The organism is Komagataeibacter melomenusus, from assembly GCF_013155395.1.
Lineage (GTDB): Bacteria > Pseudomonadota > Alphaproteobacteria > Acetobacterales > Acetobacteraceae > Komagataeibacter > Komagataeibacter melomenusus.
In genome coordinates, this window is sequence record NZ_JABJWC010000004.1 from 118119 (window position 1) to 140148 (window position 22030).

General features: G+C 65.3%; 19 protein-coding genes. 9 read left to right on the top strand and 10 right to left on the bottom strand.

Annotated features, from left to right (window positions below):
• Window positions 1–2 precede the first annotated feature (2 nt).
• From urtA to HNW77_RS03065, 8 genes are all read left to right on the top strand, one after another.
• On the top strand, window positions 3–1343 hold the full coding sequence (urtA, locus tag HNW77_RS03030) for an urea ABC transporter substrate-binding protein (protein WP_172155255.1): 1341 nt from the start codon (window positions 3–5) through the stop codon (window positions 1341–1343).
• On the top strand, window positions 1336–2940 hold the full coding sequence (gene urtB / locus HNW77_RS03035; protein WP_172155257.1) for an urea ABC transporter permease subunit UrtB: 1605 nt from the start codon (window positions 1336–1338) through the stop codon (window positions 2938–2940). The genes urtA and urtB overlap by 8 nt, the downstream gene beginning before the upstream one ends.
• Window positions 2937–4076, top strand: a complete 1140-nt coding sequence (gene urtC, locus HNW77_RS03040) for an urea ABC transporter permease subunit UrtC (RefSeq protein WP_172155259.1) — start codon at window positions 2937–2939, stop codon at window positions 4074–4076. The genes urtB and urtC overlap by 4 nt, the downstream gene beginning before the upstream one ends.
• Entirely contained in the window at window positions 4073–4813 is a 741-nt protein-coding gene (gene urtD, locus HNW77_RS03045; RefSeq protein ID WP_172155261.1) for an urea ABC transporter ATP-binding protein UrtD, read from the top strand. Before urtC ends, urtD begins: the two co-directional genes overlap by 4 nt.
• Before the next feature lie 35 nt (window positions 4814–4848).
• Entirely contained in the window at window positions 4849–5544 is a 696-nt protein-coding gene (gene urtE / locus HNW77_RS03050; protein ID WP_172155263.1) for an urea ABC transporter ATP-binding subunit UrtE, read from the top strand.
• 23 nt (window positions 5545–5567) lie between these two features.
• Window positions 5568–6551 (top strand): HoxN/HupN/NixA family nickel/cobalt transporter, encoded by a 984-nt coding sequence (locus HNW77_RS03055; protein WP_172155265.1) that lies wholly within the window; start codon window positions 5568–5570, stop codon window positions 6549–6551.
• Window positions 6552–6791: 240 nt separating this feature from the next.
• Window positions 6792–8267, top strand: coding sequence for an NAD(P)-binding domain-containing protein (locus tag HNW77_RS03060; protein ID WP_172155267.1), 1476 nt, complete (start codon window positions 6792–6794; stop codon window positions 8265–8267).
• Window positions 8268–8326: 59 nt separating this feature from the next.
• Window positions 8327–9310, top strand: a complete 984-nt coding sequence (locus HNW77_RS03065; RefSeq protein ID WP_172155269.1) for a LysR family transcriptional regulator — start codon at window positions 8327–8329, stop codon at window positions 9308–9310.
• A 72-nt stretch (window positions 9311–9382) separates the two neighbouring features.
• Here HNW77_RS03065 and HNW77_RS03070 read toward each other — a convergent pair whose 3' ends face one another.
• From HNW77_RS03070 to HNW77_RS03090, 5 genes are read right to left on the bottom strand one after another with little or no spacing between them, the layout of a single operon-like run.
• Window positions 9383–11011 (bottom strand): dipeptide ABC transporter ATP-binding protein, encoded by a 1629-nt coding sequence (locus tag HNW77_RS03070; protein WP_172155271.1) that lies wholly within the window; start codon window positions 11009–11011, stop codon window positions 9383–9385.
• Complete coding sequence (locus tag HNW77_RS03075; RefSeq protein WP_172155273.1) at window positions 11008–11832, bottom strand: ABC transporter permease; 825 nt, start codon at window positions 11830–11832, stop codon at window positions 11008–11010. The genes HNW77_RS03070 and HNW77_RS03075 overlap by 4 nt, the downstream gene beginning before the upstream one ends.
• Window positions 11829–12776 carry an ABC transporter permease gene (locus tag HNW77_RS03080; protein ID WP_172155275.1) on the bottom strand — a complete coding sequence of 316 codons (948 nt, stop codon included), beginning with the start codon at window positions 12774–12776 and terminating at the stop codon, window positions 11829–11831. Before HNW77_RS03080 ends, HNW77_RS03075 begins: the two co-directional genes overlap by 4 nt.
• Before the next feature lie 15 nt (window positions 12777–12791).
• On the bottom strand, window positions 12792–14438 hold the full coding sequence (locus tag HNW77_RS03085) for a TIGR04028 family ABC transporter substrate-binding protein (protein ID WP_196781810.1): 1647 nt from the start codon (window positions 14436–14438) through the stop codon (window positions 12792–12794).
• Window positions 14439–14452: 14 nt separating this feature from the next.
• A complete protein-coding gene (locus HNW77_RS03090; RefSeq protein ID WP_172155277.1) occupies window positions 14453–16855 on the bottom strand; it encodes a TonB-dependent receptor plug domain-containing protein in 2403 nt (800 codons plus the stop codon).
• A gap of 755 nt (window positions 16856–17610) precedes the next feature.
• Here HNW77_RS03090 and HNW77_RS03095 point away from each other — a divergent pair.
• Window positions 17611–18036 carry a hypothetical protein gene (locus HNW77_RS03095; RefSeq protein WP_187353148.1) on the top strand — a complete coding sequence of 142 codons (426 nt, stop codon included), beginning with the start codon at window positions 17611–17613 and terminating at the stop codon, window positions 18034–18036.
• Window positions 18037–18090: 54 nt separating this feature from the next.
• Here HNW77_RS03095 and HNW77_RS03100 read toward each other — a convergent pair whose 3' ends face one another.
• The 5 genes from HNW77_RS03100 to HNW77_RS03120 form a co-directional block, all read right to left on the bottom strand.
• Window positions 18091–18366: a hypothetical protein gene (locus HNW77_RS03100; RefSeq protein ID WP_172155279.1), complete on the bottom strand. Its 276-nt coding sequence runs from the start codon at window positions 18364–18366 to the stop codon at window positions 18091–18093.
• Window positions 18363–19817: a PepSY-associated TM helix domain-containing protein gene (locus HNW77_RS03105; protein WP_172155281.1), complete on the bottom strand. Its 1455-nt coding sequence runs from the start codon at window positions 19815–19817 to the stop codon at window positions 18363–18365. The genes HNW77_RS03100 and HNW77_RS03105 overlap by 4 nt, the downstream gene beginning before the upstream one ends.
• Window positions 19817–20101, bottom strand: coding sequence for a hypothetical protein (locus HNW77_RS17455; RefSeq protein WP_187353149.1), 285 nt, complete (start codon window positions 20099–20101; stop codon window positions 19817–19819). Before HNW77_RS17455 ends, HNW77_RS03105 begins: the two co-directional genes overlap by 1 nt.
• A gap of 165 nt (window positions 20102–20266) precedes the next feature.
• Window positions 20267–21037, bottom strand: coding sequence for a hypothetical protein (locus HNW77_RS03115; protein WP_172155283.1), 771 nt, complete (start codon window positions 21035–21037; stop codon window positions 20267–20269).
• A 15-nt stretch (window positions 21038–21052) separates the two neighbouring features.
• Window positions 21053–21673: a type 1 glutamine amidotransferase domain-containing protein gene (locus HNW77_RS03120; RefSeq protein ID WP_187353155.1), complete on the bottom strand. Its 621-nt coding sequence runs from the start codon at window positions 21671–21673 to the stop codon at window positions 21053–21055.
• Window positions 21674–22030: the final 357 nt, after the last annotated feature.

Consider the following 22030-nt stretch of genomic DNA (forward strand, 5'->3'; position numbering starts at 1 on the left):
TCATGCCCGTCACACTGCCTCACCTTTCCCGTCGCGCGTTCGGACGTCTCGCCCTTGCCTCCTCGGCGGCTGTTGTGGGGGGCATGTGGCGCGCGGCGCCGGCGCGGGCGGCAGCGCCCACGGGCGAGCCGATCAGGGTTGGCATCCTGCATTCTCTGTCCGGCACGATGGCCATCAGCGAGACCACGCTCAAGGATGCCATGCTGATGCTCATTGCTGAGCAGAACCGCAAGGGCGGCCTGCTTGGCCGCCCGCTTGAGGCGGTGGTGGTGGACCCTGCCTCGAACTGGCCGCTCTTTGCCGAGAAGGCACGCCAGCTCCTGTCGGTGGACAAGGCATCGGCCGTGTTTGGCTGCTGGACCAGCGTCTCACGCAAGTCGGTGCTGCCGGTGTTCGAGGAACTCAACGGCATCCTGTTCTATCCCGTGCAGTATGAAGGCCAGGAGTGCAGCCGCAACATCTTCTATACCGGTGCCGCGCCCAACCAGCAGGCCATACCGGCGGTGGACTACCTGCTGAGCGAGGATGGCGGCGGGGCGAAGCGTTTCGCGCTGGTGGGCACGGATTACGTCTATCCGCGCACCACCAACCAGATCCTGGTCAATTACCTCAAGGCCAAGGGCATCGCGGAAGCCGACATCATGGTCAATTACACGCCGTTCGGGCAGTCGGACTGGCAAACCATTGTCTCGCAGATCAAGGCTTTCGGCTCGGCAGGCAAGAAGACCGCCGTGGTCTCGACCATCAATGGCGATGCCAACGTGCCGTTCTACAAGGAACTGGGCAATCAGGGCATCTCCGCCACCGACATCCCGGTCATGGCCTTCAGCGTGGGGGAAGAGGAACTGGCCGGCATGGATACCGCCCCGCTGGTGGGCCAGCTTGCCGCATGGAACTATTTCGAAAGTATCGACACCCCGGCCAATACCGCCTTCATCAAGCAGTGGCATGAATTCACCAAAAACCCCAGGCGCACCACCAATGACCCGATGGAGGCGCATTACATCGGCTTCAACATGTGGGTGCAGGCGGTGACCAAAGCGGGTACCACCGATCATGACAAGGTGATTGATGCCATGATCGGCATCCGCCAGCCCAACCTGACCGGCGGCGTGGCCGAGATGCTGCCCGACCACCACCTGACCAAACCGGTCTATATTGGCGAGATACAGGATGACGGGCAGTTCTCGGTGGTGTGGAAGACCCCGGCCCTCGTGCCCGGGCAGGCCTGGTCGCCGTGGGTGCCGGAAACGAAAGACCTGATCGGTGACTGGCGCAAGCCCATTGCCTGCGGCAACTACAACACCGCCACCAAGACCTGCCTCGGGCACAGGCATGCATAGGGTCCGTACCACCTGCCTGCTGGCGGCACTGTGGCTTGGGGCCATGCTGCTGCCGGGCCACGGCGCGCGGGCGGATGCCTTCGCTGATCTGGCCAGCCCGCAGCTCGGGGCGGTGACGGCGGCGATTTCCACCCTTGCGGCATCGCCTGACCCGCAGGCCGGGGCCGCGTTGCAGGCGCTGGGCGAGCGGAGCCTGTTCGCAGCCCCTGATGGCAATGTTTATATCCGTCACGGTGAAAACTACGTGGAGGCCCGCACGGGCCAGCCCGCGGCATCCGTGCCGGAAGGTATGAAGCCCATCCGCCTGAACAACCGCATCCGCGCGGCACTTGCGGGCGTGCAGGCGGGTAGGGATCTGCTGGCCTCCCAGCCCGCAACGCGGCTCAGGGCCGCCGATGCGCTTTATGCCCGCCATGACCCTGCCATGCTGCCGGCCGTCGAGCACGCCCTCGCGGTGGAGAAGGATGCCGCCGTGCGCACCCGGCTGACGGAGGTGCGGGCTGCGACCATTCTCGGCCAGCCGCCCGCCCCCGATGCGCTCGCTTCCCGGCTTGAGGCCGTGCGCGCGCTGGGGGGCGTGGGGGGCGCGCAGGCGCGTGGCATCCTTGCCGGTGTTGCCGCATCCGATGCGGAAGCGCCCGCCGTGCGCCATGAGGCGCAGCAGGCCGTATCACGCATCGACTGGCACCTGCGCGCCTGGGGCGTTGCGCAGAATGCCTTTTATGGCCTGAGCTACGGCTCGGTGCTGCTGCTGGCCGCCACCGGGCTTGCCATCACCTTTGGCGTGATGGGCGTGATCAACATGGCCCATGGCGAGATGATGATGATCGGCGCCTATGTGACGTGGATGGTGCAGCAGGCCATCCGCGCGACTGTGCCCGCGCTGGAGCCGGTGGCCATCCTTGTGGCCATTCCGGTGGCGTTCGGGGTGTGCGGGGCGCTTGGCATCGTGATCGAGCGCGGACTGATCCGCTTCCTGTATGGCCGCCCGCTGGAAACGCTGCTGGCCACATGGGGGCTTTCGCTCATCTTGCAGCAGGCGGTGCGTTCCATCTTCGGGCCGACCAACATTGCGGTGCAGACGCCGGGCTGGCTTTCAGGCGCGGTTGCGGTGGGCGGCATGGACATTACGCTCAACCGGCTGGCCATCCTTGTCTTCGCAGGGCTGGTGCTCGGCGGGCTGATGCTGGTGCTGCGCCATACGCCGCTGGGGCTGCAGATGCGCGCCGTTACCCAGAACCGCCGCATGGCGGCCCTGATGGGCATCCGCACGCCGCGGGTCGATGCGCTGGCCTTCGGGCTTGGCGCGGGCCTTGCGGGGCTTGCGGGCGTTGCGGTCAGCCAGATTGACAATGTCAGCCCTAATCTGGGCCAATCCTATATCATCGACAGTTTCATGGTGGTGGTGTTTGGCGGGGTCGGCAACCTGTGGGGTACGCTGGCGGCGGCCCTTGCGCTGGGCATGGGCGGCAAGGTGCTGGAGCCGACCATTGGCGCGGTCTCGGCCAAGATCGCCATTCTCGTGCTGGTCATCCTCTACATCCAGCGCCATCCGCGCGGCATGTTTCCCGTGCGCGGGCGGGGAGTTGAATCATGAACCCGTTTTCAACCCATGCCCCGCGTTCCCTGCGCGGCGTGATCTGGATGGCGGTGGCCGTGGTGGTGGCGGCTTCGTGCCTGGCCGTGGCCAGCCTGCTGCCCGAGGGCAACCTGCTGCATGCCTCCGCCTTCGTGGTGTCGCTTGCGGGTAAATACCTGTCCTATGCCATGCTGGCGCTGGCGGTGGATCTGGTGTGGGGTTTTGCGGGCATCCTTACGCTGGGGCATGCCGCGTTCTTTGCGCTGGGGGGGTATGCCATGGGCATGTACCTCATGCGCGAGATCGGGGCGCGGGGCGTTTATGGCAATGCCGACCTGCCGGATTTCATGATCTTCCTCTCATGGAAGAGCCTGCCGTGGTACTGGTGGGGCTCGGAGCATTTCATATGGGCCGCCGTGCTGGTCGTGGCGGTGCCGGGGCTGCTGGCGGGCGTGTTTGGCTGGCTGGCTTTCCGCTCGCGCGTGTCGGGGGTGTACCTGTCCATCATCACGCAGGCGCTGACCTACGCGCTCATGCTGGCGTTCTTCCAGAACGGGCTGGGCTTTGGCGGCAATAACGGCCTGACCGACTTCAAGGACATCCTTGGCGCCGACCTGCATGCACCGCATACGCGCGCGGTGCTGCTGGTGGTGACCGGAGTGCTGCTGGCCGCAAGCCTGCTGGCCGCGCGTTTTGTGGTGGGTGGCCGTTTTGGCAACCTGCTGGTGGCCGTGCGCGATGCCGAAAGCCGCACCCGCTTCCTGGGTTACCGCCCCGAGCAGGCCAAGCTGCTGGTATGGGTGTTCTCGGCCATGATCGCGGGGGTGGGTGGTGCGCTGTATGTAACGCAGGTTGGCATCATCAACCCCGGTGAGTTCGCGCCCGCCAATTCCATCGAATCCGTGATCTGGGTGGCGGTGGGCGGTCGGGGCACGCTGTGCGGGGCCGTGCTGGGGGCCATACTGGTCAATATGGGCAAGACGCTGTTCACCGCCTGGCTGCCGGAGTTCTGGCTGTACGGGCTGGGGCTGCTGTTCATCTGCACCACGCTGTTCCTGCCCAACGGGCTGATGGGGCTGTGGCGGCATGCCCGCAAACCGCCGCCCGAGGAAGTGACCCCCGAAGTGGCGGATACGCAGGGAGATGAGGCATGACCGCTAGCCTGCTGCTCGACATGCGCGATGTCAGCGTGACGTTTGACGGCTTTCGCGCCATCAACAGCCTCAGCCTTGCGCTGCGCCCGGGCGAGATGCGTGCCATAGTCGGCCCCAATGGTGCGGGCAAGACAACGATGATGGACATCATCACCGGCAAGACCCGGCCCGATACCGGCACCGTGCGCTTTCAGGGCCATGACCTGACCCGGCTCGATGAACCGGCCATCGCCCGGCTGGGCATTGGCCGCAAGTTCCAAAAGCCCACCGTGTTCGAGGCGCTGAGCGTAACCGAGAACCTGCTGCTGTCGCTCAAGGGCGTGCGTTCGCCCTTTGCCGTGCTCATGGCGCGCATGAACGCGCAGGAGCGTGAACGCATTGACCACCTCCTGCGCCTGACCCGGCTGGAAGCCGTGGCCGACCAGCCCGCGGGTGGCATGAGCCACGGCCAGAAGCAGTGGCTCGAGATCGGCATGCTCATGGGCCAGGAGCCTGAACTGCTTTTGGTGGATGAACCCGTGGCGGGCATGACCGATGCCGAGACCATGGCCACCGCCGACCTGCTGCGCGAGATCAACCGCACGCGCAGCGTGGTGGTGGTGGAACATGACATGGATTTCGTGCGCGCGCTGGGCGTGGGCGTGACGGTGCTGCATGAAGGCTCGGTGCTGGCCGAAGGCACGCTGGATGCGGTCAGCGCCGACCCGCGCGTGATCGAGGTCTATCTTGGGCGCTGAACGGCGCCGCACAGGCGCAAGGGGAGGCTACGCGCATGCTCGAGGTTAACGACGTGCACCTGCATTATGGCGCGGCGATTGCGCTGCGTGGCGTCTCGCTTGCAGCAGGGGCGGGGGCCGTGACCTGCGTGCTCGGCCGCAATGGCGTGGGCAAGACCAGCCTGATCCGCGCCATAACCGGCATGCATGCCACAAGTGCTGGCACGATCATGTGGGAGGGCGAGGACATTACCCGGCTCGCCGCCTACGATCGTGCCCGCCGGGGCATTGCCACCGTGCCGCAGGGGCGCGACATCTTTCCGCTGCTCAGCGTGCGCGAAAATCTTGAAACCGGCTTCGGCCTGCTGCCACGCGGGCAGCGCCGGGTGCCGGACGAGATATTCGACCTGTTTCCCGTGCTGGCAAAAATGCTCGACCGGCGCGGCGGTGACCTGTCTGGCGGGCAGCAGCAGCAGCTTGCCATTGCGCGCGCGCTGGTCATCCGCCCGCGCCTGCTGGTGCTCGATGAACCGACCGAGGGCATCCAGCCCAGCATCATCAAGGATATCGGCACCATCATCGGCATGCTGCGCGACAGGGGCGACATGGCCATCGTGCTGGTGGAGCAGTATTTCGACTTTGCCTATGAACTGGCTGACACGATTGCCGTGCTCGACCGGGGCAGGGTGGTGCTGGCAGGGCAGGCCCGCGACCTCGTGGCGGAGGATGTGCGCGCCTACATCACCATCTGACCGGCGGGCGGAAAGAGATCGACATGTCCAGCGATGCCCGGCGTGGAACAGGCTCCGTCATGTGCGCCCTGCTGCTGGCCAATCTGGCGGCATGGGCGTGGGCTGCAACCATGCTGGGGGCCGCGCCCGCTCTGCTGGGGGCAGCGGTGCTGGCGTGGACATTTGGCCTGCGCCACGGGCTTGACGCCGATCATATCGTGGCGATTGACGTGGTGACCCGCAGGCTCATGCAGGCGGGGCGCGCGCCTGGACTGGTGGGGCTGTTCTTCTCGCTTGGTCATTCCACCGTCGTCCTTCTCGCCACCCTTGCGCTGGTCATGCTGCCGGTGCCGTTCTGGCTGGAACGGTGGCATGTGGCGGGTGGAAGCTTCGGCATGCTGGTCCCGGCAGCCTTCATGCTGGTTGCGGTCATGGCCAATGCCCGCATGGCCCTGTGGCAGTGGCGGGCGCTGCGCCAGCCTGCCCCGTTGCCGCCCGCGCCCTCCACGGGGTTCGTGTCCGGGCGGGTGGGGCGGTGGATCGGCCGGAGCTGGCAGATGTACCCGCTCGGCTTCCTGTTCGGGCTGGGGTTTGACACGGCCAGTGAAATCGGCCTGCTGGGCATGGCGGCGGTCCACGCCCACCATGGGCTGGGCCTTGCCGGGGTCATGGCGTTTCCGCTGCTTTTTACAGCAGGCATGGCGCTGGTTGATACGCTCGATACCCTGCTCATGTGCCGTGCCTATGGCTGGGGCATGCGCTCGGGCCGCAGGGCCGTGGCGTATGATCTGGGCATCAGCCTTGTCTCGCTTGTGGCTGCGGCAGGCATTGGCGCGATTGAACTGGGGCAGAAGGTTGGGGATGCAGGCGCCAGTGTGCTCACGCGGGGCCTGATGGTGGCGGGCGACCATTTTGCCGCGCTGGGCGCGGGCATCGTGCTGGTTTTTCTGGCCCTGTGGGGTGGGGCTGTCGTGATCAGCCGCAGGCAGGCCAACCCTGTCACCCCGACCCGGGATAAGGCTGGATGATAGCGCTTTATTTTTAAGATCGTGTTGCATGTGGCTTTGTCATGCGGGAGGCAGGCGGGCGACAGGCGGGGCTTCTATAATGCATTTTATGCAATGAACGCATTATTTAACGCAATAAATGCATGATTTATCTTGATCTGTCGGGAAGGAATTTTTACGTTTGCCGCCAGCATCAATGGCTCTTTTTGCCATGGCCTGACTCCTGGCCCGGCCAGCGCAGTGTTTTAGGAACCACGATCCATGACGTTTTCTCAGCCTCCCGAAATTCCCGGCGGTCTTGCAGGGCTGGAAAGCCGCGTGCGGCAGGATCTGGCCTGGCTGGACCTGCCCACCTGCTCGTGGGTGCCCGAACGCAGCGTGGACGGGCGGCATGTGCTTGATGTGGTCGTGATTGGCGGCGGCATGGCGGGGCTTACGGCATCGGGTTACCTCAGGCGCTACGGGCTGCTCAATCATGTCGTGCTTGACCAGGCGCCTGCAGGGCAGGAGGGGCCGTGGGTTACCTATGCCCGCATGACCACGCTGCGCTCGCCCAAGACGCTGTCCGGCCCGTGCATGGGGCTGCCGGGCCTGACCTTCCGCGCGTGGTACGAAGCGCGGTTCGGCACGGTGGCGTGGGATGGGCTGGACAAGATCCCCCGCCAGGCATGGATGGCCTATCTGGAGTGGCTGCGCCATGTGCTCGACCTGCCGGTGCGCAATGGCGTGACCCTGACCAATGTGGCGCGCAAAGCCGATGGCGTGCTGGCGCTGAGCGTGGTGCAGGATGGCGTGAGCGAAACCCTGCTGTGCCGCCATCTGGTGCTGGCCACGGGGCGCGACGGGCTTGGCGGCAGCTACGTGCCGCCGGTCATTGCCGGCCTGCCGCGCGATTACTGGCGCCATTCAGCCGACCCCATTGATTTTGCAGCCCTGAAGAACCGGCGCGTGGTGGTGGTGGGTGCAGGCGCTTCGGCCATGGATAACGCGGCCACGGCGCTTGAGGCGGGGGCTGCGCGGGTGGACATGGTCATACGGCGCGCAACCCTGCCTGCCGTGAACAAATTCACCGGCATTGGCAGCATGGGCGTGGTACAGGGTTTTGTCGGCCTGCCCGATGGATGGAAATGGCGCTTCATGGATACGGTGCTTGATGCCCAGACCCCGCCGCCACGGCCAAGCGTGCTGCGCGTATCGAGCCACCCCAATGCCTTCTTCCATCTGTCATGCCCCATCGACCGGGTGGAAATGGCGGGCAATGCCGTGCGCCTGCATACCCCGCGCGGCGTGATGGAGACCGATTTCATCATTGCCGCCACCGGCTTCTGCGCCGACCTGTCCCGGCGGCCTGAACTCGCGGGCATGGCGCCGCATATCCGGTTGTGGAAAGACCGCTTTACGCCATCAGCGCAGGACATGCCCTCGGGCCATGTCAGCGCGGAACTGGCGAGTTCGCCCGACCTCGGGCCAGGGTTCGAGTTTCTGGAAAAAGTGCCCGGTTCATGCCCGTGGCTGAAATACGTGCACTGCTTCTGCTTCCCTGCCACGCTGTCGCACGGCAAGGTCAGTGGCGACATTCCCGCCATCAGCGACGGGGCCGAGCGCCTTGCCCGCCACATCACCCGCGCCCTGTTCGTCGAGGACCGTGAAACCCATTATGCCAACCTGGTTGCGTTCGACACGCCCGAACTCAGGGGCGATGAATGGCGTGACAGCCCGCTCCCTGCGATAGGGTGAGGGGAGACGTGCCGCGTTTGCGTTTGCTGGCATGATCGTTGGTAGGTAGCATGATGGGCATGGATGCAGCACTTCCCGATCTGAGACAGCTTGAGGCTTTCTGCGCCGTCATGGCCACGGGCAGCATGACGGGGGGTGCGCGGCTTGTGGGCCGGTCGCAATCCATGGTCACGCGCATGGTGCAGGACCTTGAGGCGGGGCTGGGCTTTCCGCTGTTCCACCGCAACGGGCCGCGCATTACCCCCACCGAGCAGGCCCTGCGGTTCCAGCCCGAGGCGCTGGCCCTGCTGGGCGGCGTGCAGCGCCTGCGTGAGAACGTGCATGCCATTGCCCATGATGTGGAAAATTCCCTTCATATCTGCGCCATCCCGGCACTTGCGGCGGGCCTGCTGCCGCGCGCGCTTGGCTGCCTGCAGCAGGGCACCCTGCCGCGTGAGGTGCATGTGCGCAGCATCCCGGCGGATGAGGTGGTGCGTGCCGTGGGCCGCCGGGATGCGACATTCGGGCTGGTCAGTTTTCCGTTCAACCACCCCGGCGTAACCCTGCAATGGATCGGCATGGCGCCCTGTGTTGCGGTGATGCGGGCGGATGACCCGCTTGCCGCCCATGCGCGCGTCAGCCTGCATGACCTGGCCGGGAGCAGGCTGCTCACGCTGGCCAACCCGTTCAGGATACGCAACACGATCGAACGCGCCTTTGCGCAGTTGGGCTGGACACCGGCCACCATCATGGATGCCAACATGGCCGTGGTGTTGATGGAACTGGCGCGGGCAGGTCTGGGCGTGGGGATTGTCGACCCCGTCACGGCGGCTGCGTTCGACCAGCCTGACCTGGCCATACGCCCGCTGGATGTCAACCTGCCGTTCTTTTTTGGCGTGGTGACCCCCGCGGGCCTGACCCCGTCACCCGCGCTTGAGGCCCTGTCGCGCGCGGTGGAGGATGCCGCCCGCGCCCTCATGCCCGACCTCAGGCGCTATACCCACGAGAGTGCCGACCTGATTGAAAGCGCGCTTTACGGCACGGAGCCGGTCGAGAATGCCTGATAAGTTCCTGGATGCTACCGTTTTTGAAGCTTTTTGAAAAAAGCTTCACCCAAAACTTTTATCCGCCTTCTTTTACGCCAGCACGGCCGGGCGCATCAGGTCGCGGCCCGGTATCGCGGCAAGCAGGCGCTTCGTGTAGTCATCATGCGGGGTGGAGAACACGGTCTCGGTCGGGCCATGTTCGACCTGCTCGCCCGCGCGGATGATCGAGACGGTATCGGCAATGCGCCGCACCACGGCCAGATCGTGCGATACGAACACATAGGTCAGGTCAAGCTGGCGTTGCAGGGTTTCGAGCAGGGTCAGGATCTCGGCCTGCACCGATACATCGAGGGCGGAGACCACTTCATCGAGAATAAGGATCTTCGGGTCACACAACAGCGCGCGCGCAATGGCCAGGCGCTGGCTCTGCCCACCCGACATGTTGGCCGCCCGGCGATCGAGCACGGCAGGCGGTAGCTGCACCCGCTCCAGCATGGCCCGGACCCGCGTAGCGCGCGCCCGGCGGTCACTCAGGCCCGCATTGATCAGCGGCTCGGCCAGAATGTCGGCTGCCCGGCAGCGTGGATCGAACGAGACATGCGGGTTCTGGTAGACAAACTGCACCGCGCGGCGCAATGCGCGCCGGGTGGCGCCTTCAACCCGTGCCGGGTTCTTGCCCAGGATCTGGACCGAACCAGCATCAGGCGTAATCAGCCCCAGCAGGCAGCGCAGCAGCGTGGTCTTGCCCGAGCCGGACTCACCTACGATGCCATGCGTCTGCCCGGCCACCACGTTAAAGGAAATATCACGCACCGCCTTGTGCCCCGGCCTGCCGCCCGCACCCTTGTAGGCATAGGTCAGGTGCGAGACGACAATCGCATTCTCACGCGGGCCTTCCGTGCGGCGGGGGGCGCGGGCTTCATGGAACAGGGGCAGGTCGGCCAGCAGGCGGCGGGTATAGGGCGTGCGCGGGTTGGCGAACAGGGCTTTTGTCTCGCCGGTTTCGCATAATGTGCCATGTTGCAGCACGGCCACGCGGTCGGCCTGCTCGCTGGCCAGGCCCAGGTCGTGGGTGATGAACAGCATGGCGGTGCGCAGTTCGTGGCGCAGTTCGGCCAGCAGCGCCATGATCTGCACCTGCACCGATACATCGAGCGCGCTGGTGGGTTCATCGGCCACGATCAGGCTCGGGCGCTGGGCAATGGCGGCGGCAATCAGCACGCGCTGGCGCATCCCGCCCGAGAGTTCATGCGGGTACTGGTGCAGTCGCCGCTCCGGCTCGTTTATGCCCACGCGGTCAAGCAGGCCCACCAGCATGCGCCGCGTGTCGGCCGTGTTGGCGCGGGGGGCATGCAGGTGGACCGCCTCGACAAGCTGGGCGCCGATGGTGCGCACGGGGTCGAGCGAATGGGCGGGGTCCTGTGGAATAAGCGCCACCCGCGCACCCCGGATGCGGCGCAGCGCGCGCTCGGGCAGGCCTACGATTTCGGTGCCATCCACCCGGATCGAGCCGCGCTGGATGCGCGCGCTGCCGGGCAGCAGGCCCAGTATGGCACGGCCCAGCGTTGACTTGCCCGATCCGGATTCTCCCACCAGCGCCAGCATCTCGCCCGCGCGGACCTCCAGCGACACACCCTTGAGCGCATGGTGCGCGCTGCCCCGGCTTTCATACACCACATCAAGGTCACGGATGCTGAGTTGCGGGAGAGCAGCGTTCATGGGTCCACCCTTATGGCGCGTGACAGCAGCGTTGCCGCCCATGCGGAAAAGATGATGGCAAGGCCGGGGAAGGTGGTCAGCCACCAGGCGGTTGCAAGGTAGTTGCGGCCTTCGGTAATCATCAGGCCCCATTCCGGCGTAGGCGGCGATGGCCCGTAGCCCAGGAAGCAGATGGTCGATATGGCCAGGATGGCCGTGCCCAGCCGCAATGTGGCAAGCGACAGCGCAGGCGCAAGGCTGTTGGGCACGATATGGCGCCACACCACCTGCCAGAAGGTGGAGCCGATGCCAAAGGCCGCCTCGACATATTCGGTCGCGCGCACGCGCACCACCTCCGTGCGGATCATGCGCGTAAAGCCCGCCACCTGGCTTATGCCCACGGCAAAGGCCACATGCATGGCCCCCGGCCCGATCAGGGTGATGATGCTGAGCGAGAGGAAAAGCTCGGGGATGGCCAGCACCATGTCCGCCCCCGCAAGGATCGCGCCCGACAGCCTGCGCCCGCCCAGCCCCGCCGCAAGCCCGAGCGGAATGGCCACCAGCAGGCTGATCGCCACCGCCAGCATGGCGGCGGAGAGGGTGGAGAAACTGCCATGCATGATGCGCGCGAACACATCGCGCCCGAACTGGTCGGTGCCAAACCAGTGCGCGGCGGATGGCGCCATGAGCCGCTCGCCCGTCTGGCCCGCCAGCGGGTCAAGCCCGGTGAACAGGCCGGGGCAGAGTGCCATGAGCACCAGCACAAGCACGGGCAGCACGCCAAGCAGGCGCGGCAGGGTCACGTCATGGCGCTGGCGCCATTGTGCAAGGACGGTGTTCATGCCGCCCCGCCCCCCTGCGTGCGGCGGATGCGCGGGTCAATCAGCGGATGGAGCGCATCAACGGTGAAGTTGATGACCACGAACCCCGCCACTGAAATGAGGATGATCGCCTGCAGCACCGCCACATCCTGATTGGCCACGGCCTGCTGGGCCAGTTGCCCCAGCCCGTCCAGCCCGAACACGGTCTCGGTCACCACGGCGCCTGCCAGGATCTCGCCAAACACCAGCCCGCTTATGGTCAGCGTGGGTGGCAGCGCATTGGGCAGCACATGGGCGTAGAGAATACGCAGCGGCGAGGCGCCGCGCGCGCGCAGCACGTCAATGAAGGGCTGGGCCATGACCCGCTCCGCCGCGCTCAGGAACACCTGCGTCAGCGGCGCCGAGATGGGAATGGCCAGCGCCAGCCCCGGCAGCAGCACCGCCATCCAGCCCGAAACGCCCACAACCGGCACCAGCTTCCAGTGAAATGAAACCAACTGGATTGCCACGATCTCCAGCCAGAAGACGGGAATGCCGCTCGCCAGCCCCGGCACCAGCCGCAGGCCCGCGCGCAGGGGGCGCAGGGGCGCAAGCAGGGCGGCGGTGGCAAAAACCGTCGCGAGTGCTATCGCGCCGCCAAAACTCACCACCGCAAGGCGCAGCGTGGTGGGGTAGGCGGCATGCAGCATGCGGCTGACCGGCACCCCGGTCTCGATGGAATAGCCAAGCTGGCCTGCCAGCGTGCGGCCCAGCACATGGGCATATTGCACGAAGGCGGATTCATCGGCGCCATAGCTTGCGCGGATATCGCTGATCTGCTGCGGGCTCAGGCCAAGTTCAGGGTCCTGGAACTTGATCAGCACGGCATCGCCCGGCATGACCTGCAACAGCACGAACGAGAGCGTGAACGCCCCCCACAGCACCAGCAGCGCCTGGGCTGCGCGGGAGAGAATGTAACGTGTCATGGGTGGCGCCTCATCCTACGGCCTTGCCAGCCAGGTACGGTAGAAAACGGGCCGCCCCACGGCTTCGAAATGCATGTCATGCACGCGGGCCGACCCCGCATAGACCTGCGGCTCCTCGAATATGGGAATACTGTAGCCCTTGGCCAGAATGTCGGCCTGCACGCGGGCGAGGTCGGCAAGGCGGGTGGCAGGATCGGTGTCGGAGGCGACCTGATCAAGCAGCCCGTTGAGTTCGGGGTCGACAAAGTGGTCCACATGGCGGCTCTGCCCGCCTTTTTGCAGCAGAACGTTGCGGTTGGTGGGGTAGAACGCGCTCTTGATCACATCGGGGTCGGCGCGGCCCACCTCGGCATGGAACAGCGGGGTTACGGCAGGGTTGAGGTTGTCGAGCACCGTCATGGCCGGGCTGCTTGACAGGATGGTCAGCCGCACGCCCACCCTGCGCCATTGCTGGGCCAGCAGCACCAGCATGCTCCGGCTCTGCGGCTGGGGCAGGGCCTCATGCACGGCCAGCGCAAGGGCCACGCCGTTGCGCCGCCGCCAGCCATCACCGTCAAGCGTCCATCCGGCCTCATCGAGCAGGCGGGCGGCAAGGGCGGGATCATAGGTCAGGTCGGCAGCATGGTCGACAAAGCCCTGCGCATCGGCTGCAATGACAGAGCGCGCCAGCGGGTAATGGGGGGAATAGAGCGTGCGCAGGATGTCGGGCCGGTCGGTGGCGTGCAGCAGGGCCAGGCGCACGCGCGGGTCGGCCACGAGCGGGTTGTCGGGGCGGAAGACCACGCTGTTGTTCACCCCACGGGTGGAGGCGGCGTAGATCGTATCGCCATGGCGGGTGATCTGTTCTTCATCATAGGCCTCGATCGCGCGGGCAAAGTCGGCCTGGCCCGCGATGAAGGCGCCCACGCGGATGCTGTCTTCGGGCACCACGATGATGCGCACGCCCGCCAGCAGGCCTGGCCCCTGCGGGGCAAGCTGGCCCGGCCCCCAGGCGTAGTCGGGGCGGGCGACCAGATCGACTGACTTGCCCGGCACCTCGTCACGCACCACGAACGGGCCGGAGCCGATGACATGCCGCGCGTCGCCCCATTCATCAAGCGGGCGGCGCAGGCTGGCAGGCGCGACCAGCCCCGAGCCGATGACCGACGTGCCCTGCAGGAAACCGGGCGAGGGTTTGCTGAAGTAAAAGCGCACCGTCAGCGGGTCGATGACCTCGCTGCGTTCGTAATTGTTGATGACCTCGGAGGGCGGCAGGTGCAGCGCGCGGTTGCCCTTGCCGTAGGTGTCGTAATTGAGGGCGACGGCCGCCGCATCAACCGGCGTGCCATCGGAGAAGGTAACGCCGGGGCGCAGCGTAAACGTAAAGACGGTGCTGTCTTCATTCACGCTCCACCCGGTTGCGATCCACGGTTCGATTGCAAGCGTGTCGGTGTTCTGCCATGTCAGCCGGTCCGTGATCTGGGCCAGGATGCCGCCATTGGGGTAGAAGCCGCCAGCAGGGGGGTAGAGGTTCTTGTGGGGCTGCTTTTCAAGATAGAGCAGCGTGCCGCCGGGCGTGGCATCGCTTGCCCGCGCGGCGGCAGGGGCGTGAAAGATCAGGCACGCGGCCAGTGCAAGCACTGGCCGTGATGAGGGCATGATGGCACGAAACGGATGAGGCATGTGCTGCGGGCCGGTCAGAACGTGTATCCAAGGCGGGCGTAGTAATAACCGCCTTCATACCCGCCGGGCGCGGTCATGGGGTAGGCGAAGACGCCACTGCTCTCCTTGAGCGCCTGCCTGTTGGTGCGGGTCGGGTATTTGTTGAACAGGTTGTTGGCCCCCAGCGTGATGACAAAACCATGACCCACCCGCGCCGAGGCTTCAAGGTTTGTTATCACCTGCGGGCGCACATGGGTCCAGTAGGCGCCCGGATCGCTCTGGTAGACAAGCCATGCCACCCCGGCATAGCGCTGTTCCTGCACGAACACGCTGTAGCGGCCCTTGCTCCAGTTGAGCGAGAAGGATTCCTTGTTCTTGGGCGAGGAACGCAGCAGTTCCGTCTCGGCCGCCTTGGAGAAGTAGGTCTGCCCCAGCGTGGTCAGGATGGCGGGCGTGGAGGCGTAATGGGTCATTTCCGTATCGGCCGCATTGGCCTGCACGGAGCCGATCAGCACGCCATAGGCGGGCTTGATGGGGAATTTGTAGCTGATCTTGGCCGTAAAGCCGTTGGTGGTGGTGTTGCCGATATTGGTCATGTAGCTGGCATAGGTAATGTTGTCGCCCACGCCATGGGCCGAGAGATAATTGGCCATGACCGTGCCGGAAAAGGCGCTGGTGCTCTCGATGCGGTCATTGATGTCGATGCGATAGCCATCAACCGAAAGCTGCAGGTCGCGCACCGGCGTCCAGTCCAGCCCGATGCTGTAGCTGCGCGAGTATTCGCCCTTGGGGTTGTGCGAGCCGAGCAGGCGCGCGACATCGTTGGTCTGTGACAGGTTGACGGTGGTATAGCCTGGCCCCGAACTCGTGGCGTCGTAATGGATCGCGCCCAGCGTGGGCGGGCGGTAGCCGGTGTTGACGTTGGCGTGGATCGAGAAGTTCTTGGTAAAGTTGTAGCGCGTGCCGATCGAACCCGTGGGGGCCGTGGTGGTGTCGGAATAGTTCACCACATGGCCGCCGATCGTCCATTCCCATTTGCGGGTGACGAAAATGTCCAGCCCCACATGGCCATCAAAGATGTCACGCGACCAGTTGCCCGCATTGCTGGGCTGAAAGCCGTTATAACCGGTCGCACCCGGTGAGTTGCTGCCGGTATAATCCGGCCCCGTGGCCCAGGATTGATAGTCGCCCGCGCCGATCTGGTAGGTAGCGTGCCGGTATTCCAGCCCCCAGTCGAGCACGGCGGGCCTGGGCAGCGCGCGGCTTGAAAAGCGCTTGGAGAACTTGGCACCGCCAATCAGTTCGGCATTGACGATCTTGCCCTGGTTGAAGCTTGTCTGGCTCAGCGCGCCAAAGGTGGGGTTGTTGTCGTCATACACGCCCTCATTGACCTGCTCGCGCCCGAACGAGGCATAGGTGTTCCATGCAACGCCCGCGGGCATGGTGCCGCGCAGGCCGCCATTGACCTGGAAATCCATCTCATCGAACGTTTCGATCGGCTCGAACCCGTTGGGGTGGAGCGAGGGCACGTTGTTGATGTTGGTCGCCCCGCGAATGAAGCCGATGCGGTCGGTGCTGCGATGGGCGAGGGTGGCGGTGCCATAGGCCTCGACCGAGCGGCTGATGGGCATGTGCGCGTTGAAGCTGAACAGTTCAGCCAGCGAACGGCTTAGCCCCTCGATGCGGTTTACATCGCCCAGCGTGGGGTTGATGCCATCACGATGGGTGGGGAGCTGGTTCTGCACCTGCCAGGCCAGGTCCATGCCGCCCCCCTTGGTGCCCAACTGGCGCTCAAGGTCGCCATAGGCGGTAATGCCCTGGCCATCGCCCCTGTAATAGCCGCTGTTCTGGATGTTGGCGGTGCCGCCATTGCGGCTACCTGCCTTGAGCACGATGTTGATCGCGCCGCCAATGGCGTCCTGCCCGTAAAGCGCGGTGGCGCCCTCGGTCACGATTTCCACATGGTCGATCGCGCTGAGCGGGATCAGGCTCAGGTCAGCCGGTTCCGTGCCCTGGGCCGGGCCATAGTTCCAGTTGCCAATCGCACTGGCATGGCGGCGCACGCCATTGACGAGCACAAGCGTTTCATCCGCGTTGAGGTTGCGCAGGATGACGGTCTGGGTGGGGGTGGTGGAATAACCGCCGCCGCCACCGCCCGGGGGGGCGTTGATCTCGGGTGAGGACTGCTGGAGTGCCGCGATCACGTTGGTCTGCCCGGTCTTGAGCAGGTCCGCCCCCGTTACAATCGCGACACGCGTGGTGCTGTGGCGCGGGGTTGAGGTGCGGAAGGCGGGCGAGACATCGCCCACGTCCTTGGTGGTGGTGATGCGTTCGACCACCGGGTCGGCCCAGGCGCCGGCAGGGGGGCAGGACACGGATACCACACCCGTCAGAAGGACAATTTTCGAGAGCCGTGCCGGCTTGTGGTGCGTGTTCATCCTGCGTCTTTTCCTAGACTTGAAGCCCTGTTGCGGGCCGGGTGCAGAGTCCTGTTTCCTGTCGTGCTATATTAATTTCACGCCATTGATATGTGTATAATTCTCCAAAAATAACCCGGTCAACGGGTGAATATGGTTTTACCGTGTAATTACGTTATTTATGATGCCTTGTGTGCATAATAGCCACACTCCACCCGCAGCCATGCCACCCGGAATGGTGCGTCATATCGCCCGGACAGAGGTGCGATACAGGCAGGAATGGAACGAAACGGATCAGCGGCCCAGATGGGCGGTCAGCCATAAGGGCTATTGCAAAACCGCATGATGGCCGCCTGATCTGGTGGCTGTGCCGCGTGCCTGTCTCTGCTCTTTGACCTTAACGGATAAGGGTTCATTGCGTTCACCCGTTCCGGTCATGAATCATTTTGCCAGCGTTTTAGCCGGTGCGGGCAGCAGGGCGGAGCGATTTTACTCCTGGAATCGTTAATTAGGCTTCGGTGCTGGCAGCCAGGGTGACCGGAACGGGCCGGTTGCGGCCCGCAACGCTGCCTTTGTGTTCCGGGGCGGGTGTGCAAGGGTGGGTCTGGCAGGCCCCCTGCATGGTGCAGTACGGTGCATGCACCCACCTGCCGGGCGGTCCATGCAGGGGCGGCATGCCTGCACCCGGCCCCTGGCGGGGAAGTGATACAGTACTGTGACAATCCGCCATTGTTTTGTCGTGTCGGGCCAGCACGATGGCAACATAAGGAGTAAGGATGATGACTCGTACAAAATCATGGACCGTGGCCTTTGTTGCGATGGCCCTCGCGCTGGCACCCGTAGCGGGTTCATCCATGGCGCATGCCCAGCACGGCCCCGGTGGTGGTGGGCCCGGTGGGGGCCATGGCGGCGGATTTGGCGGTGGACCGGGCGGCCACGGCGGTGGCCCCGGTTTTGGTGGTCCCGGCGGGGGTGGTTTCCGGGGTGGGCCGCATGGCGGTCCGGGTGGTGGCCCGCGTGGTGGTGGCTGGGATCGTGGGGGCTGGGATCGCGGCGGTTGGGGCGGCGGCTGGGACCGTGGCCCCGGCTGGTACGGACCGCCGCCCTATCCGTATGAGGGATACGGATATGGATATGGCTATCCCGGCTATTACTACCCGTATGGCGGTTATGTCGGTGGCTGGGGTTGGGGTGGCTGGTAAGCCCGGCTGAGGCTTCCTGAAAAAAAGCCTTCTCCCGCAAACGTCTCCTGTTTCTTACGGGCGGTTGGTCATCCTGCTTCTCAGGGCAAGGAGGCTGGCCGCCAGAAGCCCGGCAAATGACAGGGCCGCGAACCATGAAAGCAACCCCATAACAGGCCCCTGCGCGCTCATGGCCAGCCCAAGGGCCGCAAGGGGCAGCCCGAGGCGCATCATGCGTGCAAGGTGCCGGCCGGTGGGGTGGAGCGCGGGTAGCCCGTAGCGCGTGGAGCACAGGCGAGCATGGCCCATAAAGGCGGCCAGCCACAGCATGAGCACAAGCACGAAGGTCATGCGCCGCGCTGCCCCAGCCTATGGCGGGCATAAAGCGCCACGATGGCGGCACCTGCCCCCATGCCATCCACCGCCATATGCAGCCCCGGCTGTGCGCGCAACGCGCCGGGGCAGCACAGCAGGTCTAGCACCGGCAGCCCTGTGCCCAGCAGCCCGACAAGGCCAAGCTGCGCCCGCCATGCCCACTGTGCCTGCCCGCGCAGGGCCTGAAAAAGGGCATGCAGCGTGCACAGGCCCCATGCAGCAAAGAAAATTGCGCTCTCCCAGTCCTCACGCCCGGCCAGGCTTGCAGGCACAAGCCGGTTGCCTTCCAGAAAAGCCAGCATGGCGGCGGGTAGCCCGGCAATGACCGCCACGTTCAGCCCATCAGCCAGCCGGTGCGCCCCTCTGTGGCCCGCATGGCGGCGGCGCTTCATTACAAACAGGACCAGCCCGCTGGCCATGACGGCGGTGCCGCACAGGCCGGACAGGAAATACAGCCACCGCAGGCTCGGCGGGGCAAAACGGGCATAATGCACCCCGTGCATGAACTGCATGGTGCGGGCCATGGGGGTGGCTGTTGTGTCGACCGGGAGGGGGCTGCCCCCGGGCAGGCTGAAATCGGCATGGCCGCGGGTCAGGAACGCGCTGCTGGCATCGCCTGCGAAGATGGAGACACGCTGCGGCGCAAAAAGGATGAAACCCGGCTCCTGCCCCGGCAGGCTGGCGCGCGCCCGGGCCAGCATGGAGGCAAGCGGCAATGCCGTCATGTCCGGCATCAGGGCAGGGGGCGGCGCAGGCACCAGCACGGACCGCGCGGGGCGGGGGGGCGCGGGCACGATCATGTCCGCCTTAACCAGCACGCCCGTATAGGCCATCATCGCCATGAAGGGCAGGAACAGCACGCCCGCCAGCAGATGCGCATCAAGCCATGCCCGCAGTCGGGCTGCGGTGAGGCGCAGCAGGATGATATCGGGCAGCAACGCGTGGATATGAATGACAACGCCGGATATGATGGCAACCAGAAGGGCGATTCCGGCAATGTTGACAATAACCGTGCCCATCTGCGGACCGAGAAACAGGGTATGGTGAAAATTGTAGAACAGCCCGCCCCCCGCTGTAACCCGCGCTGGTATGACGGCACCCGTAGCCGGGTCGAGCCGCGCGCCAATAAATTCGTGGCCGTTATAATGCAGCACGTCCAGCGTGGATGAGCGGGCTGACGGCAGCGCGATAAAGGCCGATACGCCACGCGCCTGCTCGGCTGCGACCACACGCGCCGCCGCATCGAGTGCTCGGGCGCTGGGGGGAACAAGGGTGGCCAACTGCACTTCTGGCTGCATCCAGCGCGTGATTTCCATATTGAACGCCGCCACGCTGCCGGTGGCGAAAATGCAGGTCAGCACCAGCCCGGCCATGTAGCCAAGCCAGCCATGCAGCCAGCCAAGGCGGGTACGCAGGGTTTCGCGCATCAGGCTGCAAACAGCCTCAGGCCTGCGGCAAGGCCGCCACAGGCCCCCAGCATCAGCAGCCCCGCATGCCCCTTCCATGCGCCAAAACCCACGACCACCATGACCGGCAGGCCAAAAAGCGCGATCATCTGCCCCAGATGAATGCGGTCAGGGCCGCCAGTACCAGCGGCAATACCCGCCACCAGCAGGCGGGCAACGCCATAGGCCAGCAGGCAGGCGACTATGGCGCAGATCACCCTGTTGCGGTCAAGGCGTGCGGCGCGCGCGCGCCGGTCAGGGGCCACGGTGGCCCCTGGATGAGGAGCAGGTTCATTAATGCGACGCATTTGCATTGTATGCCTATGCCACACAATGCCCCACCCTGCGAAGCCCTGGAGTGATATTATTCTGCTTCCGCCCTGTCCGACAAAGCATGATGTCAAAAAACGCCTTCAATTCAGCGTAGCGCTTCACCCAGGCTGCACCGTAGGTGGCGTGAGGCGGCCGGGATTGGCTTTCCAGTCACGCAGGGCTTCCTCGCAATAGGGCAGCACCTCGAACAGGGCCATGGCCCCGAGTGCGCCCAGAGCGTAGCGCAGGCCCAGCGGCACGCGCTTGAGGTGGATGGGACGCGAGCGGATCACCTTGCGCCCCAGCAGCGCCTGAAGCTGCGGCCAGTGCAGCACGGCAATCAGGGCCACGGCCAGCAGCGGCACCATTTCCAGGAAGCTGTGCACATGCTGCTCGACGGGTTGCACCTCGCGCCGGGTTACGGCGTAGCTGACATCCCACATCGCCGTGGCTTCATGCACGAAAAACGCGGCAATCATCAGCGACAGCACGGGTGCGTCGATTTCCAGGAACAGGCCCGCCAGCACGGGGAAGGCCGCCTCGCCGAGCATGAGCAGATGGATGCCGGTTTCCTTCAGTCCCGTCGTGTGCTCGATATCCGTGCGGCGGTGGCACCACCAGTCGGTCAGGCCCGCAGCCAGCCACAGCGGAATGACAAAATACTGGATCATCTTGCGCGCGACCTGCCGTGTCGTGTCGGTCTCGGCGGGTTCGCGCTCACGGGGTTCGGGGTGGGATGCAGGCGGGGCTGCATGCGCCGTGGCCACGGGGGCATCGGCTGCAACCCTGCGCCCGCGCCACCAGGCCACGAAACCGGCCCCCAGCGTGGCCGCACCCGCGCACAGCATGGTCGTGGCGTAATAGCGCAGGAAGGTCGGGTTCTTCGTCATCAGGCTGCCCTCCCTTTACGGCGCCGCGCGGTGGGGGGCTTTGGCAAACAGGGCGATGATGGCCGGGCAGAAGGCCGTGAGGTCATGCGGGTCGCGCGAGGTGACCAGCGTGCCATCGCACACCACCCCCCGGTCCACCCAGTGCGCGCCAGCATTGGTCAGGTCCATGCGCAGCGATGGCCACGAGGTGAGCGTGTGCCCGCGCACGCCTCCGGCGTCGATCAGCGTCCATGCGCCGTGGCAGATGGCGGCAATGGGCTTGCCCGCCTGCACGAAGGCCCGCACGAAGGTCCGCACGAAGCCTGCGGCCTGCGCGTCCATGCGCAGGTGGTCGGGGCTGGTCGTGCCACCGGGCAGGACGAGGCCATCAGAATTATTGGCCTTTGCCTCGTTTACCGGCATGTCCACATGCAGCAGCCGCGTGGGGTTGACATCGGTCTTCATGGCCTGGATTTCACCCGCTTCAGGGGCGACAGGCACCGTGTGGGCACCCGCCGCGCGCAGGGCTGCCGCCGGTTCGTTCAGTTCCACATCCTCCACGCCATGGGTCGCCAGGAAGGCAATGCTGCGGCCCGCCAGCGTGCCGTGGGCCGTGGAGGGCCATGGGCTGGCATGATGTGTGGATGGGGCTGACATCGCGCCGGATGCATGGAGGGACATGACTGTTCTCCGTGTGCTGTAAAACAAGGTATTGCTGCGGGTGGGGCCTGCACGCCCGTTGCAAGGGTATTGGGCAGGCAGACGGGCTGCCTGCCGTAAAAGTTTTGCATGAATGATTTATTTTCAGGCATTTTTTCAGCGCCCACCCTGAATCAGGATGACCGCTTACTTCGTATCGTGCGGCTTTGAGCAGGGGCCGGTGGTGCGCCCCTGCGCGGGGGGGTCGCTGGCGGGAAAGCTCTCGTCAAGCGCTTCGTCCCGGCCCTCGTTTTCGTGTTCTTGGGCAGGGGTGGGCTGTTTTTCTTCCTTGGGGTCGGGGCTGGTGTTCATGAT